Source organism: Spirosoma liriopis, from assembly GCF_023196085.1.
GTDB classification, from domain to species: domain Bacteria; phylum Bacteroidota; class Bacteroidia; order Cytophagales; family Spirosomataceae; genus Spirosoma; species Spirosoma oryzicola.
On record NZ_JALPRF010000009.1, the window covers coordinates 108,079 to 125,858 of the forward strand.

Sequence of the window (17,780 nt, forward strand, 5' to 3'; positions counted from 1 at the left end):
CCGATCCTCTCATGGCCACACCAACCAATGACCGCAACACCCAACTTAGACAGTTAGCCGACTACTTAGTGTCCCGTCAGGAGACGATCATAAACCAGTGGTGGACCAGATGCTCACAAAATGAAGATCTTCAGGTATGTTCCAGCGTTTCAATGAAAGACTTTACCGATCAACTCCCGCCCCTGCTGACTCTATTTACACAGAGTGTCACGGGGGAGCCCCATGAAAGTGACCACCTTAAAAGAGCCAGCCAATACTGGGTTAAGCGCTGGCAACGTGGCTACCCGCTAGCTATCGTATTGACCGAATTAGATTACTTTTACGATAGCCTTGATCTGGAAATTCAGCAGTTTCTGGAACGCTATCCTCAAACGCAGCCGGGGGTAATTATTCCGTTTTATGCGCAACTGTTCCGACTATGGAAGGCAGTCAATAATGATATTACGATACAGTTTGATCAACTACAGCAGGCAACATCCAACGAACAGATACAAAAGCTGCAGACAGAGATTAATAGCCTTCACCAATCAACCCGTCAACGGGTTGGCCTCCTGCAGCATACCGTACATGATTTACGAAGTCAGTTTGGTATCATCTCCACGGCTACTACTTTACGACAAGGGCCGCTTGCCGACGATGAACGGGCAAAATTGAGGGATATGGTAACGCGAGCCTCGAAAACTGCCAATCTCCTATTTTCTAAATTGCTGGCAGACGGTGAGGAAGAGCAAGCCCGATTGGCACCCGATAGTGAGTAAACGGTCCGATTAAGGGCGAGTGGTATACGGATACTCAGAAATTAGATTAGCCAAGGGGTAGGGTAACTGTTTTCCACCAGTAGGCTCGCAACGACTCAATGTAGTGCAGCCACTGAGCATGATCGGTAGGCTTCACTATATAGGAATTGGCCCCAAGTTCGTAGCCCCGCAGAACATCCTGATGCTTAGCAGAATAAGAAAGTAGGGTAAGGAGAATTAAGCGATAAGGCGAATCCTTTCTTTTTATCTGCTCAACGAAGCGTAACCCATCCTCAGCGAGAGGTAAATACAGGTCTAACAAAATCAAACGGGGTAATTGCTGTTTAAGTGCCTGACAGTGGCGAAGCTGTCGAAGGGCTTCCTCGCCCGACAAAGCGACTTGCAACCCTATTTCAGGTATACATCCTTTCAGTACTGTCCGAATCAGATCACATTGATCTGGATTGTCGTCGATTAAAAGAATGCTGGCTCCCCGGAAATTTCGTCGGATGGTAGTTTCTGGTCCATACAAATTATGCATAGCTTTTGGGGTTAGTGACTAGTTTCGCTGACGGTTCGCCAAGTAGAAAGTGTTTTTACAAGAAACAAATTAAACGTTAACTATATTTATATATGATAATATTTAAAATGTACTAATAAACTTAACAGACAAAGCTGTAGTCGCTGTTTACTAGTTTAGTTAACAGCGACTAGATGCTAGCGGAAAGTGCAGAAAAACGTAAAACCAACTTATACGTCTGCTGCAATTTTTGAAAATCAAGTAGTCAACCAACAGGTACCAATACTCCAGTGTAGTAGGGTAGTTAATGATTATGACGGCTAATACGGGTTGCTCTCTTGTTAATTAGCCAACCTGCCTATTTGATTGGCTCCTTTTGTACGAGACGCCTAAAAGTCCGCTTTATTAAAATTAGCTGGCTTTGCCGTTTGATACCAGCTTTGATATAATTCAAAAACGGCCCGTCTGTATTGATGCAGTAAGAGAGAGAATTGCTGGGCTGAAAAGACCCGATCAGGCAATAAAACCTGCGTGTTGATAAATGTCTTCAAGCCATTAGATTCTGTCTGTAGATATTTCCAGAATAGCCAGTCCTGGCTTGACAGATGTTTTTTGAGGTAAGCGTTTTCAGATCGCTTACTAGCCGTTTGCGTGTTAGGGGACAATTGCCTGAAGCATTTGATTGCCTGAATTATGCGACCTAAGGCATTTAATTCATCAATAGTTGGACTCATGGGTAAATATTTGCCTTTATGAGGTGATTAAGGTCAGGTGAGGGAAGTAGCATTTTTAAATGTAACGCCAGGAAGGCCATTGAGAACCACGGATTCGCCTTATTGCCTATGAGCCAGATCAGAATCAATTTTCTCTCCTGATCTGGCTCTACCATCATGTATAGCCGGAACAATTGTTTGTTGATGGAGCGATCGTAAACCTGATAAAGGTGAATAAGTAGCTAAAGTGGGTAATGAGTATACAGGGGGAGCGCCTACCTGGTAAGCAAAACTAATAGCTGTTTACAAACTAATCTATGACCATTGTCGGTGTGTAACATGATGGTTATCATTATTTTTCAAAGGCAATACCTGTGTAGATTCTTTGAAAGTGGACTGGATTGCCCAACGCTTCAATATTGCCCAACAGCTAGACCAGCTAAGATTCAGCACACCAGCTCAGCCGTAGTTGGCGTTGTTATTCGCATCGTTCGGCGTTGTAACAATGCCATGGCTTCAGTATCGCTGGAGAAAGCCCCATTCAGGTTGACCATATGTCTGGCCAACGTGCTGTAGCGTTTACGCATCAGAAGAAAGAAAACCTGGCCGAAGTCCAGTCCATCAAAAATAATAGCCTGGTGACTGGCATACTGATCCAGTGTTTTAAGAAAAAACGTCGGGTGTTCAATCCAGTGCATGGCAGGTCTGAGGTGGTGGCTAATGTGATACCCCTCATTCCAGCACGCTTTATTATATCCCACATTAATGCAGGTAATACTGTTTTTTATTCGCATTACCAGGATCGTCAGCATCCACAAATGCATGTTGCGTCCAGTTACCAAGCATGGCCACCAGGCGATAAATAACCAGAGGCAACAAAAAGACCATCATTGTAGCCGGCCAGTTTACAAAACAGAGTAGCAAGCATAGGGCACCGAAAGCAATTTCGCCTGTTAACCTCCGTCTGGCCAGTTTAGATCGATTTTTTCGGTGCAGATACGACAGCAGGTTTCGGACGCCAATAGCAAAAAAACGACCGAAATAAGCCAGGAAACTTCGCCAGCTATCCCGCTGGAAGCCCATGGTACTGCTGTCATCATCTTCTAGATTATTTTCGGCATGATGCATACCGATGTGGTGACTATAATAAGTTTCGGGGGTGTGGACAAAAAAAGGGGCCAGAACCCAGGGAAGGTAGTAATTCATCCAGCCATACTCCGACTTAAATAGGTGCCGATGGCTCGTGCAGTGAAGCATAAGCCCCAAAGGGCCTTTAATCCCAAAATTGTTTACCCCGAAATGAAGAGTGGTCAGGCCCCACCAAGTCCAGCCCGTTATAAAGGGCATAAACAACATAATACTCAACGGGATCAGGCTACCACTGATGTAGATTATCAAATAAATAAAAGGCAGATCGCGATCATTCTTAATAAAGCGCAGAAAAAACTCATCGGTCCGCGTGTAATTCTTTCCCGTGAATACCGGATCATGAATAAGGCCTAATTACTTCATTTCAACTAAATCAATTGGGAAAGACCGGCCACCAGCGCCCGTTGCAAACGAATAGGTTTAGCCAAGTACACATCGTTGTAAACCTATAGCCAGGTGCATTACGCGGGTTCGGCAGCCATGCCTTTCCAACGGTTGTGCGACCATAACCAGAACACAGGCGCATGGGTTATAACCCGCTCAAGAGCCTGATAGTACTGTCGTGTGATAGCCAGGGGTACCGTTTTAGCCGCCTGTTCACTCAGTAATCGAAAGGTGAATTGATATTGAAATCGAGCCGTTTGCCTAGCCTCAATACTCAGAACAGCCGCATTAGATAGCATTGCCATGCGTTCTGCTCCAATCTGTACCGCCGTATCCTGATGCAAGAACGGCAGATGATGTTTGGTGCTTCCAGGGCCGGGACGCTGATCGGCAATCAGTAACAGCAAGGGAAGATCATGAGGGTCTCGCAGAACCATTAATGCCTGACGGTAGAAATTTTGCTTGGGAATCAGGCTCATGCCTAAACGCGACCGTAGGTAAATCAATAATCGATTGAGCCAGTGGTTTTTGATAGGGCTGTAGGCGGTATAAACCGGGTAGTCGGTAAGTTGAGGAAGTTTGACCAAATACTCCCAATTGCCGTAATGCGAAGCGAGTAAAACAACAGGGCGGTGCGCCTGGTGTAAAGTAGACAGCAGATCAGGGTTCGTAAAACGAGCTAGTTGCTCCCGATGCGCGTCCGAAGCACAGAAAAATAAGAACGGCTCTACGCATAAATCGCTAATGTGTCGGTAATAGCCATTTAACAGTTCTCGGTATTCCAGAGTTGATCGGCCAGGAAAAGCCCTGGTCAGGTTCGTAATGATCATCCTGTAGCGATACCGGAGCCCATAACGCAGGATCACAAATAAGACAAAAGACAAACCTTTCGCGATGAAGAGAAGCAAATTCCAAGTAATAGCAAGGGATTTAGTGGTCGTTGACGTTGAGCTGATCATATTCCAAAGTTCGACCATTCAACTTCCCTCACCTATGATTGAAAACCTGATAGCCATGATGGGCATCAGCTAACGTACTGACCGATGTCAGCTCATAAGCTGATAGGAATCAGTATGTCAGTGTTTCAGCCGGGTAAGCCGATCAATATCCAGTAATGTAATCTGACTGCCTGAAAGCTCCAGCATCTCTTCGGCCCGTAAATCACTCAATACCCGGATCACGGTTTCGGAAGAAGCCCCTACTAATTGAGACCAGTTCTCACGCGATAACGTCATGGATAAGGAGCGATTACCACTCGACGGTTCGTTGGGGGGCAGCTTTGTGGGCATACGCTTCGATTCATGGGCCACGGAATAAAAGGTACGATGAACTAGCAGCAAAGCCTCCGCAACCCGTTTCCGAACGGGTTGGTAAGCCAGTTTAAGTAAGCGTTCGTCGCGTTGATTCAATTCAATCGCTAGCAGACGCATGAAGTAAGCGCCTATATCGAGGTGATTAGCTACGAATGCCAGAAATTCAGCTTTGGGAAGGGTACAGATTTCCGCATCCAGTAGCACTTCGGCCGATTCGCCATGAGGGTTGCTTAGTATCAAACCCGGCAAGCCGACAAAATCACCCTCACCTGATAAAGTGGTGATGAAGGCATTGCCGGAAGCATCGGTTTTAAAATGCTTTACCTGGCCACTCCGAATATAAAAAAGATTTATCGGCGCATCCCCCTCTGTGAACAGAACTTGTTTCTTCGTGTAGCGAAGGGAAGAATAAGGTATTCCATCCGCATGCCGAAACGCGTCCAGAAAATCGGATAGCCCTGGCTGATCGACACCCTGTCCTGTTTGCTCAGCTTTTTTCAGTCGAAGTTCGACAGCCGCTAGCAGGTCAATGTCGTCGATTGGCTTGGTCAGATAGTCATCGGCACCCAGGTTCATGCCATTACGGACGTGGGCAGGGTCAACTTTTGCCGTCAGAAAAATAAAAGGTATCCGGGCGGTAGCTGGATCTTTGGTCAGAATATGTAAGACGCCATAACCATCCAGCCCGGGCATCAGGATATCGCATAAAATCAAATCAGGTCTGGCCGATCGGGCAAACTCAACGCCTTGCCTGCCATCAATAGCCTGAACAACATGGTACCGGGCCATTTGCAACATCTCGGCAATATTTTCACGGACTTCCTGTTTGTCTTCGATGACCAAAATGGTTTTCATGCTAGCTAGTTTGTTAAAGGCAGTTGAACCGTGAAGGTAGTTCCCTGGCCTACCTGGCTCGTAAAGGTTATTGATCCCCCCATCAATTCCGCATAGCGTTTAGCCAAGTATAGTCCCAGGCCTGTACCCTGAATGGGCACGGCGTTACGAGCACGAAAAAAATGACTAAATAGCTTGTCTTTATCCGCATCAGGAATACCAATACCCTGATCGGAGACCGTAAAGATAGCGTGGTTGTGTTGAGTAGCGCTAACCAACTGAATATCTGTATCCTCAGCAGAATATCTGCTCGCATTGATTAGTAGATTAATCAGGATATTTTTGAGAAGCTGACCATCCAGATTAAGCCATAAAGGCCCTGTTTGCGGAAGGTAATGAAACAGCTGCCTGGGTTTTGCCATGGTCTCCACACTGGTGATCGCTTCCTGACAAAGAGCGGTAATCTCCATCGGCAGGGCATTAGACCCTACGGCATTCTGATCGATCTGACTGATGCTCAGAAAATCATTGAGCATACTGGTTAAACTATTTACTGCGGCTTTAATGCGTTGTATATGGCGCTCCCGATTAGCGCCCTCCTCAGGAGCGCTATACCGGCTAATAAGCGAAGCTGAAGACAAAATGGTCATCATCGGGGTGCGAAACTCATGGGAGGCCAGTGTAATAAAGTTTGATTTCAATTCATTCAGCTCGCGCTCCCGAACGAGCAGCTTGCTTTGTTCTGCTTCGACATGACGATGCCTCGCAACCACATCCTGCGCTTGCTGCAGGGCGGATTGGACAAGATCCAGTTCCTGCCTGCAGTCGGCTACCTGCTGAAGCAGTTGCTGATAAGTCTGTTCGAGTTGAGATATGTGCCGATTCTCTTCGTTATCACCCCCGATTTGTTCTGTGTTTAGGTCGTTCATCGTTGCTATTAATATAGGAAGCTTTTCAGGCGAAGCGAATCCAATCGACTGTGACACGAATGGTAAACGGAGAGAAGGGGTACGTATGTTTAAGGCAAACCGACATTACTTAATCCACGCAGGTAAGCATAAAGCGATCAACGTATCTAAATTTAACGATATACAAGTTAAATAAAAAGGCTACATAATCGGTAACCACTAGTTGGCATCAGTTAACCTCAAGTGTGATACACTTAACACATTTGGCTTAGGATTGATCCTTATTGTGTCTGCCCATTCATCAACGTGATGAGCTTTGCACAAATAGCCTCTCGGGTCAACACTTTTCAGGACGGGTCATTGTAAAAATCGTTCACGAAAACCTCCGAATTAATGATACACAAATTGCACATCGTCTCACTTAGGAGCGATTTATGAGAATTCGCTTTTTAGGGGGTAGTCAACATTTTTAATATCTGTCCAATTCAATCCGTAGCATACGGTACATAACGTACGAATTTAAGTTACCCCCCATCATTGATTCGACTAACCCAGCGGCTTAATCGAGAACCCACACCGGCCAAGCACGGTCTGTTCAAAAAGCGCTACGGCGAATGAACGATATCATAACGGAGGCACAGATCAGCGCCTGAACATTGCCTTTACCCGAGAGGTTACAAGAAGTACCCTCTGGTTTATGTACTTTTGAGGTTAAGCCTACTTGCTGGTTTCGCCAATGCCGTCCCTGCTGATTGATCCCTTAGCCGTGCTGAATGCCCTGCCGGGCAACCATCTTATACTACTGCCCGATGCACCCACCTTTACCATTGTGGGCGTTACGGATGCCTACTTAGCGGCAACCTACACGCAGCGCGAGACGATCATAGGAAAGGGGGTGTTCGAGGCTCTTCCCGACAGTGCCCAGAATCAGCAGGCAATCGGGGCGGTTAACCTGGGCGCTTCCCTTCGCGAAGTACTTCACCACAAACGCCCACAGCCTATGGCCGATCAGCGCTACGATATCATCAATCCGCTGACGGGTCAGTTTGAAGTCAAGGTCTGGAAGCCACTCAATCAGCCCGTGCTGGATTCGGTGGGCGAGGTGGGCTATATCATTCATACCGTTGACGACATCACCGAGACGGTACAACTTCGGGAAGCGGGCCGGCTGGCCATTCAGCAGTTGGGCGAGAGTGAGAATCGCTTTCACGACCGGATCGAGCAGGTACCGCTCGCCATCGCCCTTACGCGGGGCAACGACGGAGTGATCGAGAGTATCAATGCCTCCATGCTCCAGATCATCGGCCAGACCGACGGACGGGACGTGCTGGGCAAAAAGCTGGCTGAGGTGCTCCCCCATGGCGAAGACCAGCCGCTACTCGGCCTGATCCGGCAGGTCCTGCGGTCAGGTGAGCCGTTTCGGGACAATGAAGTACCGGTGACGCTGTGGAGTGGGGGCAAGCCAGTCCCGTCTTACGTCGATATCTCTTATACCCCGGTGGTGGAATCAGGAGTGATCAACGCAGTGCTGCATGTGGCCGTTGATGTCACGCAGCAGGTGCTGGCCCGCCGAAAGCTGGAAGAAAGCGGAGCCCGCTTGCGCAGCATCGTTCAGCAGTCGCCGGCGGCCACGCTGGTGCTGGGCGGGAATGATTTCGTCATTGAGCAAATCAACCAGCCCATGCTGGCGTTCATAGGCCGGGGCGAGGAGGTCATTGGCCAGCCGCTGCTGGGCGTCATGCCCGAGTTGGGCGGGCAGTTTGCCTGGCAGCAGGCGCAGCGGGTGTACCGCGAAGGCGTTTCGTTTGACCAGTCTGAACTCCTGGTACCCCACCACCGTACCGGCATTCCTGAAGACTACTATTACAACGTTGCCTATCGTCCCTTGCGAGAAGGCGAGCAGATCATTGGCCTGATTCAGGTGGCCGTTGATGTGACGGAGCAGGTAACGGCCCGCCGAAAGTTGGAAGAAAGCGAAGCCCGTTTCCGGCAGCTTTCAGCCGATTTGGAGCAGCAGGTACAGGCCCGTACCGCTCAGCTACAGGCATCGGTGCTTGATTTGCTCCGGTCGAACGACAACCTTCAGCAGTTCGCCTACATCGCCAGCCACGACCTCCAGGAGCCCCTGCGCAAGATTCAGTCCTTCGGTGACCTCCTAAAGACCCAGTACGCCGAGCCGTTGGGCGAGGGCATGGGCTATTTAGAACGGATGCAGTCGGCGGCTGGCCGCATGTCCACACTCATCAAAGACCTGCTGGCCTACTCGCGCATTTCTACCCAGCAGAACACTACCTCGTCGGTTTCGCTCAACGAGCTGGTACAGAGCGTTCTCTCAGACTTAGACATGCGGATTGGGGAAACCAGCGCCGAGGTGGTGGTCGAGTCACTGCCGACCGTGCCGGGCGACGCGTCGCAACTGAGTCAGCTCTTTGCCAACCTGCTGAGCAACGCCCTGAAGTTTCGCCGACCCGGCGTAAGCCCCCTGATCCGGGTAAGCTGTCGACGTATTCCGGCCAAGGAGTTGCCACCGTCGGTGCAGCCAACACGAACGGCAGCGAGCTATTACCAAGTCAAGATGGCGGATAATGGCATTGGTTTTGACGATAAGTACGTGGATCGCATCTTTCAAGTCTTCCAGCGGCTGCATGGCAAGGGGGAGTACGCCGGCACAGGCATCGGGCTGGCCATCTGCCAGAAGGTAGCGGCTAATCACGGTGGGGCTATTACCGCCAGCAGCCAGCCCGGTAAGGGGCCACCTTCCACGTGTACCTGCCGGTTGAGGAGACCTCTTCTCCCTGACTCATGCCAATAAACGAAATATACCAACTGATGTGCCAGGCGCTGGAGGGTCAAAGCCTTCAACAGCTCGAAACGGCCTTTCGGTAGCTTACGAGCGAAATTAATGCAGAAAGGTAACAGAAAACGCCGATCACTTTCGGTCGGATGAAACCGGGCCACCAAAGCGGGGTGCGTTTGCCGTTTCGTACCGCAACGGCGGACCGTAAAATCCGTCACTTGACTTTATGAACATGATTCAATGTCTCATTATGGAGCGATTTATGAGATAAAGGCATTTAAAGTCGAGACGCTGCTTAAAGGAGTTTCAGTTTTCGTAACCAAGCTTGTATTGCGGTTTTGGCTCTGGCTCCCTGAATGACCAATAATTGCCCATCTCGTTCCGAACCGCCCCTGGTGGTAAATCCGTCTAGTACAGTGCTGTTAGGGCAAAGCTCGGCGACTGTCTGAAAACTACTTCCAGTGCCGTAGCCACCGTTGCTATTAAACGGAATGACGGTTTTACCCTTCAAGTCGTATTGATGCAGAAAGCTTTTCATTGGTGGAGGCAATTGCATGCCCCAAGTTGGAAAGCCAACAAACACCACATCGTATTGCTGAATACGGTCAATTTTTGTTTTTAAGGGCGGTAGGAAACCCGTTTCATTCTCATGGACGACCTGTTGAACCGTGACCTGATAGTTCTGGGGGTAAGGCTTCTCTATTTCCAAAGCGATTAACGTGCCGCCAACCTGTTGATGAATGATTTCGGCTAAGACTTTTGTGTTGTTCGTGCGCGATAGATAGACAATCAAAATCTTTTTTGACGATACCGATTGCGCATGAGTGATCCTCGGAGAAAATAACAAAGCCAGTAGTAGCGATAAAGTCAGGCTCTTTTTCATAGGTCATTCAGGCTTTACTGAACTCGCAGCCGAGCCGGTTGAACGATATTTATGTCTTAGTTTACGCTATAGGCAATGATCCGATTCGTACCAAAGGAGGGCACATAAAGGGTTTTGGTTCGACTGTCGTAACTTATATCGTTGGCCATGATTCGATTGACCCGGCTATCCAATAACACTTGGTTGGTTTCATCCGCCATCACATAGTACAAAATACCCTTGTAGTTGCTGAGAATAAATTCATTCGGTCCGACCATCACAATGCCATCGAGTCCGCTTTCATATCCGCTTCCAATTGGGGTAATCTCTTTGGCCGCATTTACTTTTTGGAATGTAGTCGATCCCGCAACATACAGATCAGAATTTACGCAAAGCAATCCATTCGCACCGGGGATATTTTCGAGGTAAAGAGTGGGTTTGTCTCCCTCGATCCGATACACTTTTCCCGTGCGCGTATCGCTCACATAGACCACGCCCTTGGCATCCACGGCCAGATCATTCAACATCACCGCGCCTTCAATCGGGATGCGTTTAATAACAGCTGCTTTTGCGACATCGATCACCGCAACGGTGGCTAACTCGGCGGTATAAAATAACCCTTTAAACAAGGCCGATCCTTTATTGGCGTTCAGACCCGTTACCCAATCAGACTTGATAGTTTTCCCATCAAGACCCATGCGCACAACGCTGCCCGCATTCATGCTGGAAACGTAAAGGGATTTTGATAGTGGATCGAAAAACGCAGACTCTGGGCCTTTCAAGGTGGTCGAGTCGGATTCCCATAATTTCTTAAGCTGATGCTGAGCGAAGGATGCTGAGGAGAACAACAGCAGGATGGCCACGAATAGTGACTTGTTCATAGTGCTTGGGTTTAGGGTTTCGTTTTACTGCTTTTTGGGAGCTTCAACGTTCGAGAAATTTAATACTGCCTGTGGCAATCTCAAACCTTTGATCGTTATGGCCGACAATTCTTGATCGAACTGCTTCCACTCATCCGGTGTAAATTTCAGGTCGGCAGCTCCTGCATTTTCCAGCATGTGCGCCATTTGGGTGGTGCCAGGAATGGGCACAATCCACGGTTTTCGAGCGATAAGCCAAGCCAGCGAAATTTGGGCAGGCGCGGCCTGTTTACGCTCAGCCCAGCTCTGTATCAATTTCACCAGGGCCATATTGTTGGGTAGATACTCAGGTGAGAACCGTTCTTCAATGCCGCGAATATCACCAGGAGCAAACCGCGTATTGGCATCGATGGCTCCGGTCAGAAACCCAACACCCAAGGGACTCCAACAAACAAAGCCAATCCCCAATTCCTCACAAAGGGGAAGGATGGTTTCTTCCGGCCCTCGCCATAGCAGCGAATATTCATTCTGAATCGCAGTTACTGGATGAATGGCATGGGCGCGTCGAACGGTTTGTGAGCCGGGTTCAGACAAGCCGTAATGCAGTATTTTCCCTTGGCCAATAAGATCTTTGATCGCTCCAACCACGTCTTCAATCGGAACCGCCGGATCGACCCGATGCTGATACAATAAATCAATTCGGTCGGTACGAAGGCGTTTCAACATGCCTTCTACTACTTCCTTGATGTGTTCGGGGCGACTATTCAAACCAGGCAGACGCTGACCTGTTTTTTGGTCGATGTTCCAACCGTACTTGGTTTCGATCACAATTTTGTTTCGGAACGGGGCGACGCTTTCCCCCAGAATGCGCTCACATTCAAAGGGGCCGTAGGCTTCCGCCGTATCGAATAATGTAACCCCACTATCATAGGCTTTCCGAATGATTTTGATCATGTCGGGCCGGTAGGGAATCGTTGTTTGGTAGGTACGATGCATATTCTGCACACCCAGGCCCACACTGGAAACCTCTAATGTGCCTAATTTACGATGTCCCGGTTTAACAGTTGAAGCGGGTTGATTCGATGCAGCGGTAGCCGCTTTCGTAACGTGCGCAAACAAGGCCCCACCTGCTATTGCCAGTCCTGTTTTCAGTAGGTTGCGACGGGTTGAATCCGTATTTTCTTTGCCGTTCGTTATGGAATGCATAGTGATAAGGTTTTAAAGACATGGGCTAATTTTTAACGGGTCTCATCAGTCGAGAGAATGAGAGTTGTCCTAACGACCATTTGCCGTTTTCTTTTACGAAAACTTCCGTCACCACAAAGGGATTGGTGACCTCGTTCCCACCCACAACGGCTACCAGATCTAGGTCACTTAACAGGATGGCTGTATTGCCAATCTGATGAAAGGTCGTTGAATAGACGGTCGCTTTTTTGTACCAGATATTCCCGCTCTTGATGACCTCTAATTCCTGGCTCTTTCCCCAGCTTCCACCCATATGGACAAACATCGATTTGTCATCAAATAAGGTCGTGAGCTTGTCCACATTCTTTTCGGACATCCACCCCCATTTATCCTTTGAGAGCGTAATGATTTCCTGTTCCTGACTGCTGGCAGATTGGGCGAAGGCCAGTTGCATACTGGCAATGGCCAGAAAAAAAATGATAACCAAGGTTTTCATGCTAATTCGTTGTGGGTTTAGATTTGGCTGGAGATCATTTTTTACCGGCGTATTCATCGTCGGTCACTCGTTTGAACCAGATTGTTTTTCCTTTCTGGGTTGGGGTTGTCGCTAGGTAGGTAACACCACTGGTTGGGGTAGCCCCATGCCAGTGTTCGACACCGGGCTGACATTTGATGATTTCACCTTTGTGGACGGTTTGTCGTGGTTTACCTCGTTCCTGATAATACCCTGTCCCTTCGGTAAAGAGCAGAATCTGCCCAGCGGGGTGCATATGCCAGTCGAGCCGGGCACCTGGGACGAAAACGGCCTGCGCGATATTGTAGGCAAAAGTGCTATCTGGCCCACTTAATTCGTTGAGCCAGACATTGCCCTGGTGATTAGGTGTCGATGATAGCTCACCTTTTGGAAAAATGGGGGATTGCTGCGCTACCGCTCCCCATGCTAGGGTGGTAAAGACTAAAATTGCAGCGAATTTGACCTGGGGTTTAGTGGTCATTATTTAGTGGTTTAGTTCGTCATTTTTCGTTCGCCTAACCATTTCACCATCGCCGGATCACGGTGATCAAAAAACAGACTGGCGTTTGTATCCAGGGTTTTGATGGCTTCCATGTCATCGGGGCTTAGCTCAAAATCGAGGCTATTAAAGTTCTCCTCCATGCGCTCTTTCCGAACGGATTTTGGTATGGCCACCACGCCACGTTGCGTAAGCCACCGCAAAACAATTTGGGCAATTGCTTTATTGTGCTTTGCGGCTATAGTGCCGAGTAGTTGATTATGAAATAGACCGTTTTTCCCTTCCGCGAACGGCCCCCATGATTCGATTTGTATCTGGTTGTCGATGAGAAATTTCTGCGTTTCCAATTGTTGGTGAAACGGATGGGTTTCTATTTGGTTGACCGCCGGAACGATCTCGTTATGGACGATTAAGTCGATCAATCGATCAGGCTGAAAATTACTGACTCCAATGGCCCGAATTCGTCCTTCTTGATAAAGCTCCTGCATAGCACGCCACTCGCCGTACACATCGCCCATTGGCTGATGAATTAAATACAGATCCAAATAGTCGAGTTGCAGTTTTTTCAACGATGCATCGAAGGCTTTCTTCGTGCCTTCGTAACCATTCGACTGAATCCAAAGCTTGGTGGTGATAAACAAATCTTCGCGAGCTACGCCACTTTTTTTGATGGCCTGGCCAACGGCTTCTTCATTCCCATAGGAAGCCGCTGTATCGATAAGCCGATACCCCGTAGCAATCGCATCTAATACGCTGCGTTCACATTCAGCTAAATCAGGCACCTGGAACACGCCAAATCCCAGGATGGGCATTGCTACCCCATTGTTCAAAACGACTTGTTGCATAGGTATTTACAAATAACAGAACAAAGGTCTCCCCATTTATTGGCCTGATTGGTATACAGATTACGGGGATTACTACCATTATTCCTGATTCAGGGTTTTGCCTCTGGTATGCCGGTCGGAAAGCGGTAAGTTTGGATTTAAGAAACAGACAATACAATGGATACGCTACGCCGATTTGAGACCATAAGCGAGTACAACGCTTTTAATAACAATGAGACGCTTCACCCGCTGATTAGTGTAGTTGATCTGGCAAAAGCCGATCCCCGGCAAGGCTCCCGCATGTATTTTGGGTTTTACACCATTTTTCTAAAAGATGTGAAATGCGGGGATTTGGTCTATGGGCGACATACTTATGATTACCAGGAGGGAACCTTGGTGTTTATGGCACCTGGGCAGGTAGCTGGTATGAATAGTAATGGCGAAACGTATCAGCCCAAAGGCTATGCACTAGTCTTTCATCCCGATCTCATCCACGGGACTTCGCTAGGACGAACGATTCAGGAATACACCTTTTTTGGCTATCAATCCTTTGAATCGCTTCACTTATCCAGTCGGGAGCGAAGCATTGTGATGGACTGCTTTTCTAAGATCGAATACGAGCTGGAACATGCCATCGACAAGCATAGTAAACGCTTGATTGTGGCCAACGTCGAATTATTCCTGGGTTATTGCATGCGGTTTTACGACCGCCAATTCATTACCCGTAATACGGTCAATAAGGGCATTTTAGAACGGTTTGAGCAGTTATTGAACGAGTATTTTATGACCGATAAACCCCAACTGATTGGCTTGCCATCGGTAGCCTACTGCGCGGGTGAATTGAATTTATCCGCCAACTATTTTGGCGACCTAATCAAAAAAGAAACCGGCAAACCGGCTCAGGAATATATCCAAGCAAAAGTTATTGATGTCGCCAAGGAGCGAATTTTTGATCAACAGAAATCGGTTAGTCAAATCGCTTATGATTTAGGCTTTAAGTATCCTCAGCACTTTATCCGGCTCTTTAAACAACGAGTTGGCCAATCACCCAATGAATATAGGCTGCTAAACTAAAGCGTATAGGTATGCGATATATCAAAGAAAGCGTGAAACTTGACCGTCTCTGGAAACGCCCCATTTGAGAAGCAGATAAATAAACAGCTGTCGTCTCAGGTAGGAGCCTTTTTCTAAGAAAGTTTAGTGGCGGCTCTGGGAAGAATACGGAATGGGCACCTGCAGACCAACTTTAACGAGTGACATGGCAACGCTGGTTTTGAAAGACTTTACGTTCGTATGGCTGAAAAAAATCTTTTGCGTCAGACGCCCATAGGCCTCCATAGAAGGGGTCAAAATGATTAATAAAAAATCGTAATCCCCCGTTACATAGTAGCATTGCTGCACTTCTGGAGTTCCCTCAAAGAGCGCCTTGGCCTCCTCGATATGGTCGATTCGTTCGCTACTTAAACTCACTTCAACCAGCAGCGTCACCAGCGCCCCTACTTTCTCCCGATTAAGTATAGAGGTATCGGCTGTGATGATCTTCTCCTCCCGCAGTCGCTTGATCCGCCGTTGGACCGCAGCCGCTGACAAACCAATGGTTTCGGCGATGTCCCGTTGTGGCCTCATATTGTCGGCCTGTAATTCGCTCAGGATAGCCAGGTCAAATTTATCAAGGTCTTCCATATCTAGGTGCCGGGTAGACAATCAACGAGTCAGAATTGCGTAAAGGGGTCAAAAATAGAGGAAAAGATGCAAACCTTATAAGCGAATTTTGCACGCTATTTCACATTGACTTCGCAATACGATGGAATCAAAGACGATAAAAGGGGTTAGCTTAGCCATAGGGGCCGCCATACTTTGGGGGGTGTCGGGCACCGTGGGACAATTTCTCTTTGAGCACCGGCATATCAATGTGGAGTGGCTAATCACCACGCGAATGTTGCTATCGGGCGCTCTGCTGTTGAGCTTTTCTGGGTTGGTTGAAAAGGCCAATCTGCTGTCGATATGGAAGCACAAAAAAGACGCCCTGCAGTTGGGTGTTTTTAGTCTGGCCGGCATGCTGGCCGTTCAGTATACGTACTTTGCCGCCATCAACTATTCCAATGCGGCCACGGCAACGGTGCTCCAATATTCAGGGCCAATTCTCATTGCGGTTTACCTGGCGATCAAAACCAGACGTATGCCTACAAGATCCGAAGTAGGGGCAATATTGCTGGCGATCTTTGGCACCGTGCTGCTGGTCACCCGGGGTGATATGATGAGCCTGTCAATTTCGGGCTTAGCCTTGCTGTTTGGGCTTGGGTCGGCGGTTACGCTGGCCATTTACACCTTACAACCGGCCCGTCTTTTAGCTAGGTATAGCTCCTCGCTGGTTATTGGCTGGGGCATGTTTTTTGGCGGTTTGGTTTTCTCGCTAGTCCGGGCACCGTGGCAGGTCAGCGGAACCTGGGACACACAAACCTATCTGGGTATGGGCTTTATTGTGGTCTTTGGGACGTTGGTAGCTTTTTACGCCTATATGTCAGCCGTGAAGCTAATTGGTGGTCAGAGAGCTAGTTTATTGGCCTCGGCCGAGCCCCTCTCCGCGGCTCTGATCGCGGTGATGTGGCTTGGGCTCTCCTTCACGGGTCCGGAATGGCTTGGCAGTTTTTGTATTATTTCGACAATCTTTCTGTTGAGCAAGCAGTCGGGTTCGCCAGACTCCCATCCTGGCTAACAACTTAACTTTAGTTCCGTCGAATCCTCAAATCGATATTCGTCTCAGGAGGGAGCGATTAATGAGACGCTTATTTTAATAACTGTTAAGGCCAGTTAGATGAACACGGGTTTACTCTCTTTCATACTTGACTGGTAACAGATCAAGCACCGGAGTTTTGAAAATGCCTGAGCTATCCTCTGAAATTACCAAAATCGGCCCGGTTGCCTAAGTTAGTCTAGCTGAATCTTATTAAGCTGCGCTAGGGCGTATCGACTCCTGCCCGGAGTTTACGCCTTTATCCACAATTACGTCTTCAGCACCGGCAGTCTCCAGTAGATCGGCCACTTGTTTGGCTTCAGCGGCCGTTTGGGTTTTCACCGTTATCAAACTTCCCCTGGAATCGCACCGATGGACCGGCTGGGACACGCTTGACAATCCGACCACGGTTGAATCACTATTGTCCGGCTCTTTGGTACGAATCTGGAGTAGCTGGAAGCGGACCCATCCAGCAGGTCTCCGCTGGGACCAGACCTCATCCGGGCTACTAAAGAGGGAGGAAAAGAACCGACCACTGCTGGCATCAGCTTGGCCCCCTGCGATGGTGCTGTCACCGATAGTTGTCTGCGAGCCGGTATGGGTCGATAATTCAACGGTTTCCCGGCTAAAGCCCATAGCCAGCAGGCCTTGAATCGCCTGCTGGGCTTCGGCTGCATTATTAAATAGACCCCGTACCGTTAGTAACTGTGTCATCATGCTGACCTTTAGTTGATTTACTCTGCAAGGAAGACGAGTAGACTACGCCATCTAACCAAATGTACGACCCTTAGTCCGTATGCTCTATGACCGTCATCACCCGGCTGCATGACCGTTACCCGGCCCGTTCTGATTATGATGAGCCGACGCTTTGGTTTAGTTCAGTCGGTGAACAATCATAGTCTATACTATCAATGGTCATAGAAAAACCGTCCGCTCCCCCTCACCTT

The 17,780-nt window shown here is 48.5% G+C and carries 17 protein-coding genes and 1 pseudogene; 4 read left to right on the forward strand and 14 right to left on the reverse strand.

Translation table 11 applies throughout. The annotated features are described in order from the left end of the window. Positions 1 to 11 precede the first annotated feature (11 nt). Complete coding sequence (locus M0L20_RS27255) at positions 12 to 758, forward strand: histidine kinase (RefSeq protein WP_248480355.1); 747 nt, start codon at positions 12 to 14, stop codon at positions 756 to 758. 46 nt (positions 759 to 804) lie between these two features. Here the strand turns inward: M0L20_RS27255 and M0L20_RS27260 are convergent, their stop codons facing one another. From M0L20_RS27260 to M0L20_RS27285, 6 genes are all read right to left on the reverse strand, one after another. Then, complete coding sequence (locus M0L20_RS27260) at positions 805 to 1,278, reverse strand: response regulator (RefSeq protein WP_232563785.1); 474 nt, start codon at positions 1,276 to 1,278, stop codon at positions 805 to 807. Positions 1,279 to 2,416: 1,138 nt separating this feature from the next. Further along, positions 2,417 to 2,668, reverse strand: a complete 252-nt coding sequence (locus M0L20_RS27265) for a hypothetical protein (protein WP_248480356.1) — start codon at positions 2,666 to 2,668, stop codon at positions 2,417 to 2,419. Positions 2,669 to 2,732: 64 nt separating this feature from the next. Further along, positions 2,733 to 3,317, reverse strand: a complete 585-nt coding sequence (locus tag M0L20_RS27270) for a fatty acid desaturase family protein (RefSeq protein ID WP_248480357.1) — start codon at positions 3,315 to 3,317, stop codon at positions 2,733 to 2,735. 263 nt (positions 3,318 to 3,580) lie between these two features. Then, the gene (locus M0L20_RS27275; protein ID WP_232563787.1) at positions 3,581 to 4,333 is read right to left on the reverse strand and encodes a lysophospholipid acyltransferase family protein; all 753 of its coding nucleotides are present in this window, start codon (positions 4,331 to 4,333) and stop codon (positions 3,581 to 3,583) included. 246 nt (positions 4,334 to 4,579) lie between these two features. Continuing rightward, a complete protein-coding gene (locus M0L20_RS27280; RefSeq protein ID WP_232563788.1) occupies positions 4,580 to 5,671 on the reverse strand; it encodes a response regulator in 1,092 nt (363 codons plus the stop codon). 5 nt (positions 5,672 to 5,676) lie between these two features. After that, positions 5,677 to 6,579: a sensor histidine kinase gene (locus tag M0L20_RS27285; protein ID WP_232563789.1), complete on the reverse strand. Its 903-nt coding sequence runs from the start codon at positions 6,577 to 6,579 to the stop codon at positions 5,677 to 5,679. A gap of 979 nt (positions 6,580 to 7,558) precedes the next feature. Here M0L20_RS27285 and M0L20_RS27290 point away from each other — a divergent pair. Then, a pseudogene (locus M0L20_RS27290) lies at positions 7,559 to 9,357 on the forward strand (sensor histidine kinase). A gap of 293 nt (positions 9,358 to 9,650) precedes the next feature. Here M0L20_RS27290 and M0L20_RS27295 read toward each other — a convergent pair. From M0L20_RS27295 to M0L20_RS27320, 6 genes are read right to left on the reverse strand one after another with little or no spacing between them, the layout of a single operon-like run. Continuing rightward, positions 9,651 to 10,238: a flavodoxin family protein gene (locus tag M0L20_RS27295; protein ID WP_248480359.1), complete on the reverse strand. Its 588-nt coding sequence runs from the start codon at positions 10,236 to 10,238 to the stop codon at positions 9,651 to 9,653. Between the two features lie 56 nt (positions 10,239 to 10,294). Next, positions 10,295 to 11,098: an SMP-30/gluconolactonase/LRE family protein gene (locus M0L20_RS27300; protein ID WP_248480360.1), complete on the reverse strand. Its 804-nt coding sequence runs from the start codon at positions 11,096 to 11,098 to the stop codon at positions 10,295 to 10,297. A 24-nt stretch (positions 11,099 to 11,122) separates the two neighbouring features. Beyond that, positions 11,123 to 12,283, reverse strand: coding sequence for an aldo/keto reductase (locus M0L20_RS27305; RefSeq protein WP_248480361.1), 1,161 nt, complete (start codon positions 12,281 to 12,283; stop codon positions 11,123 to 11,125). A gap of 25 nt (positions 12,284 to 12,308) precedes the next feature. Further along, a complete protein-coding gene (locus M0L20_RS27310; RefSeq protein WP_248480362.1) occupies positions 12,309 to 12,758 on the reverse strand; it encodes a nuclear transport factor 2 family protein in 450 nt (149 codons plus the stop codon). A gap of 34 nt (positions 12,759 to 12,792) precedes the next feature. Continuing rightward, positions 12,793 to 13,257 (reverse strand): cupin domain-containing protein, encoded by a 465-nt coding sequence (locus M0L20_RS27315; RefSeq protein WP_248480363.1) that lies wholly within the window; start codon positions 13,255 to 13,257, stop codon positions 12,793 to 12,795. Positions 13,258 to 13,268: 11 nt separating this feature from the next. Continuing rightward, positions 13,269 to 14,120, reverse strand: a complete 852-nt coding sequence (locus tag M0L20_RS27320) for an aldo/keto reductase (protein ID WP_248480364.1) — start codon at positions 14,118 to 14,120, stop codon at positions 13,269 to 13,271. Between the two features lie 156 nt (positions 14,121 to 14,276). On the opposite strand from M0L20_RS27320, the gene M0L20_RS27325 reads away from it, so the two are divergent. Next, positions 14,277 to 15,173 (forward strand): helix-turn-helix domain-containing protein, encoded by an 897-nt coding sequence (locus M0L20_RS27325; RefSeq protein ID WP_248480365.1) that lies wholly within the window; start codon positions 14,277 to 14,279, stop codon positions 15,171 to 15,173. Positions 15,174 to 15,296: 123 nt separating this feature from the next. Here the strand turns inward: M0L20_RS27325 and M0L20_RS27330 are convergent, their stop codons facing one another. Beyond that, positions 15,297 to 15,782, reverse strand: a complete 486-nt coding sequence (locus tag M0L20_RS27330; protein ID WP_232563701.1) for an Lrp/AsnC family transcriptional regulator — start codon at positions 15,780 to 15,782, stop codon at positions 15,297 to 15,299. Between the two features lie 121 nt (positions 15,783 to 15,903). On the opposite strand from M0L20_RS27330, the gene M0L20_RS27335 reads away from it, so the two are divergent. Continuing rightward, positions 15,904 to 16,815, forward strand: a complete 912-nt coding sequence (locus tag M0L20_RS27335; RefSeq protein WP_232563702.1) for a DMT family transporter — start codon at positions 15,904 to 15,906, stop codon at positions 16,813 to 16,815. Between the two features lie 231 nt (positions 16,816 to 17,046). On the opposite strand, the gene M0L20_RS27340 is transcribed toward M0L20_RS27335, so the two are convergent. After that, positions 17,047 to 17,550, reverse strand: a complete 504-nt coding sequence (locus tag M0L20_RS27340) for a hypothetical protein (protein WP_232563709.1) — start codon at positions 17,548 to 17,550, stop codon at positions 17,047 to 17,049. Positions 17,551 to 17,780: the final 230 nt, after the last annotated feature.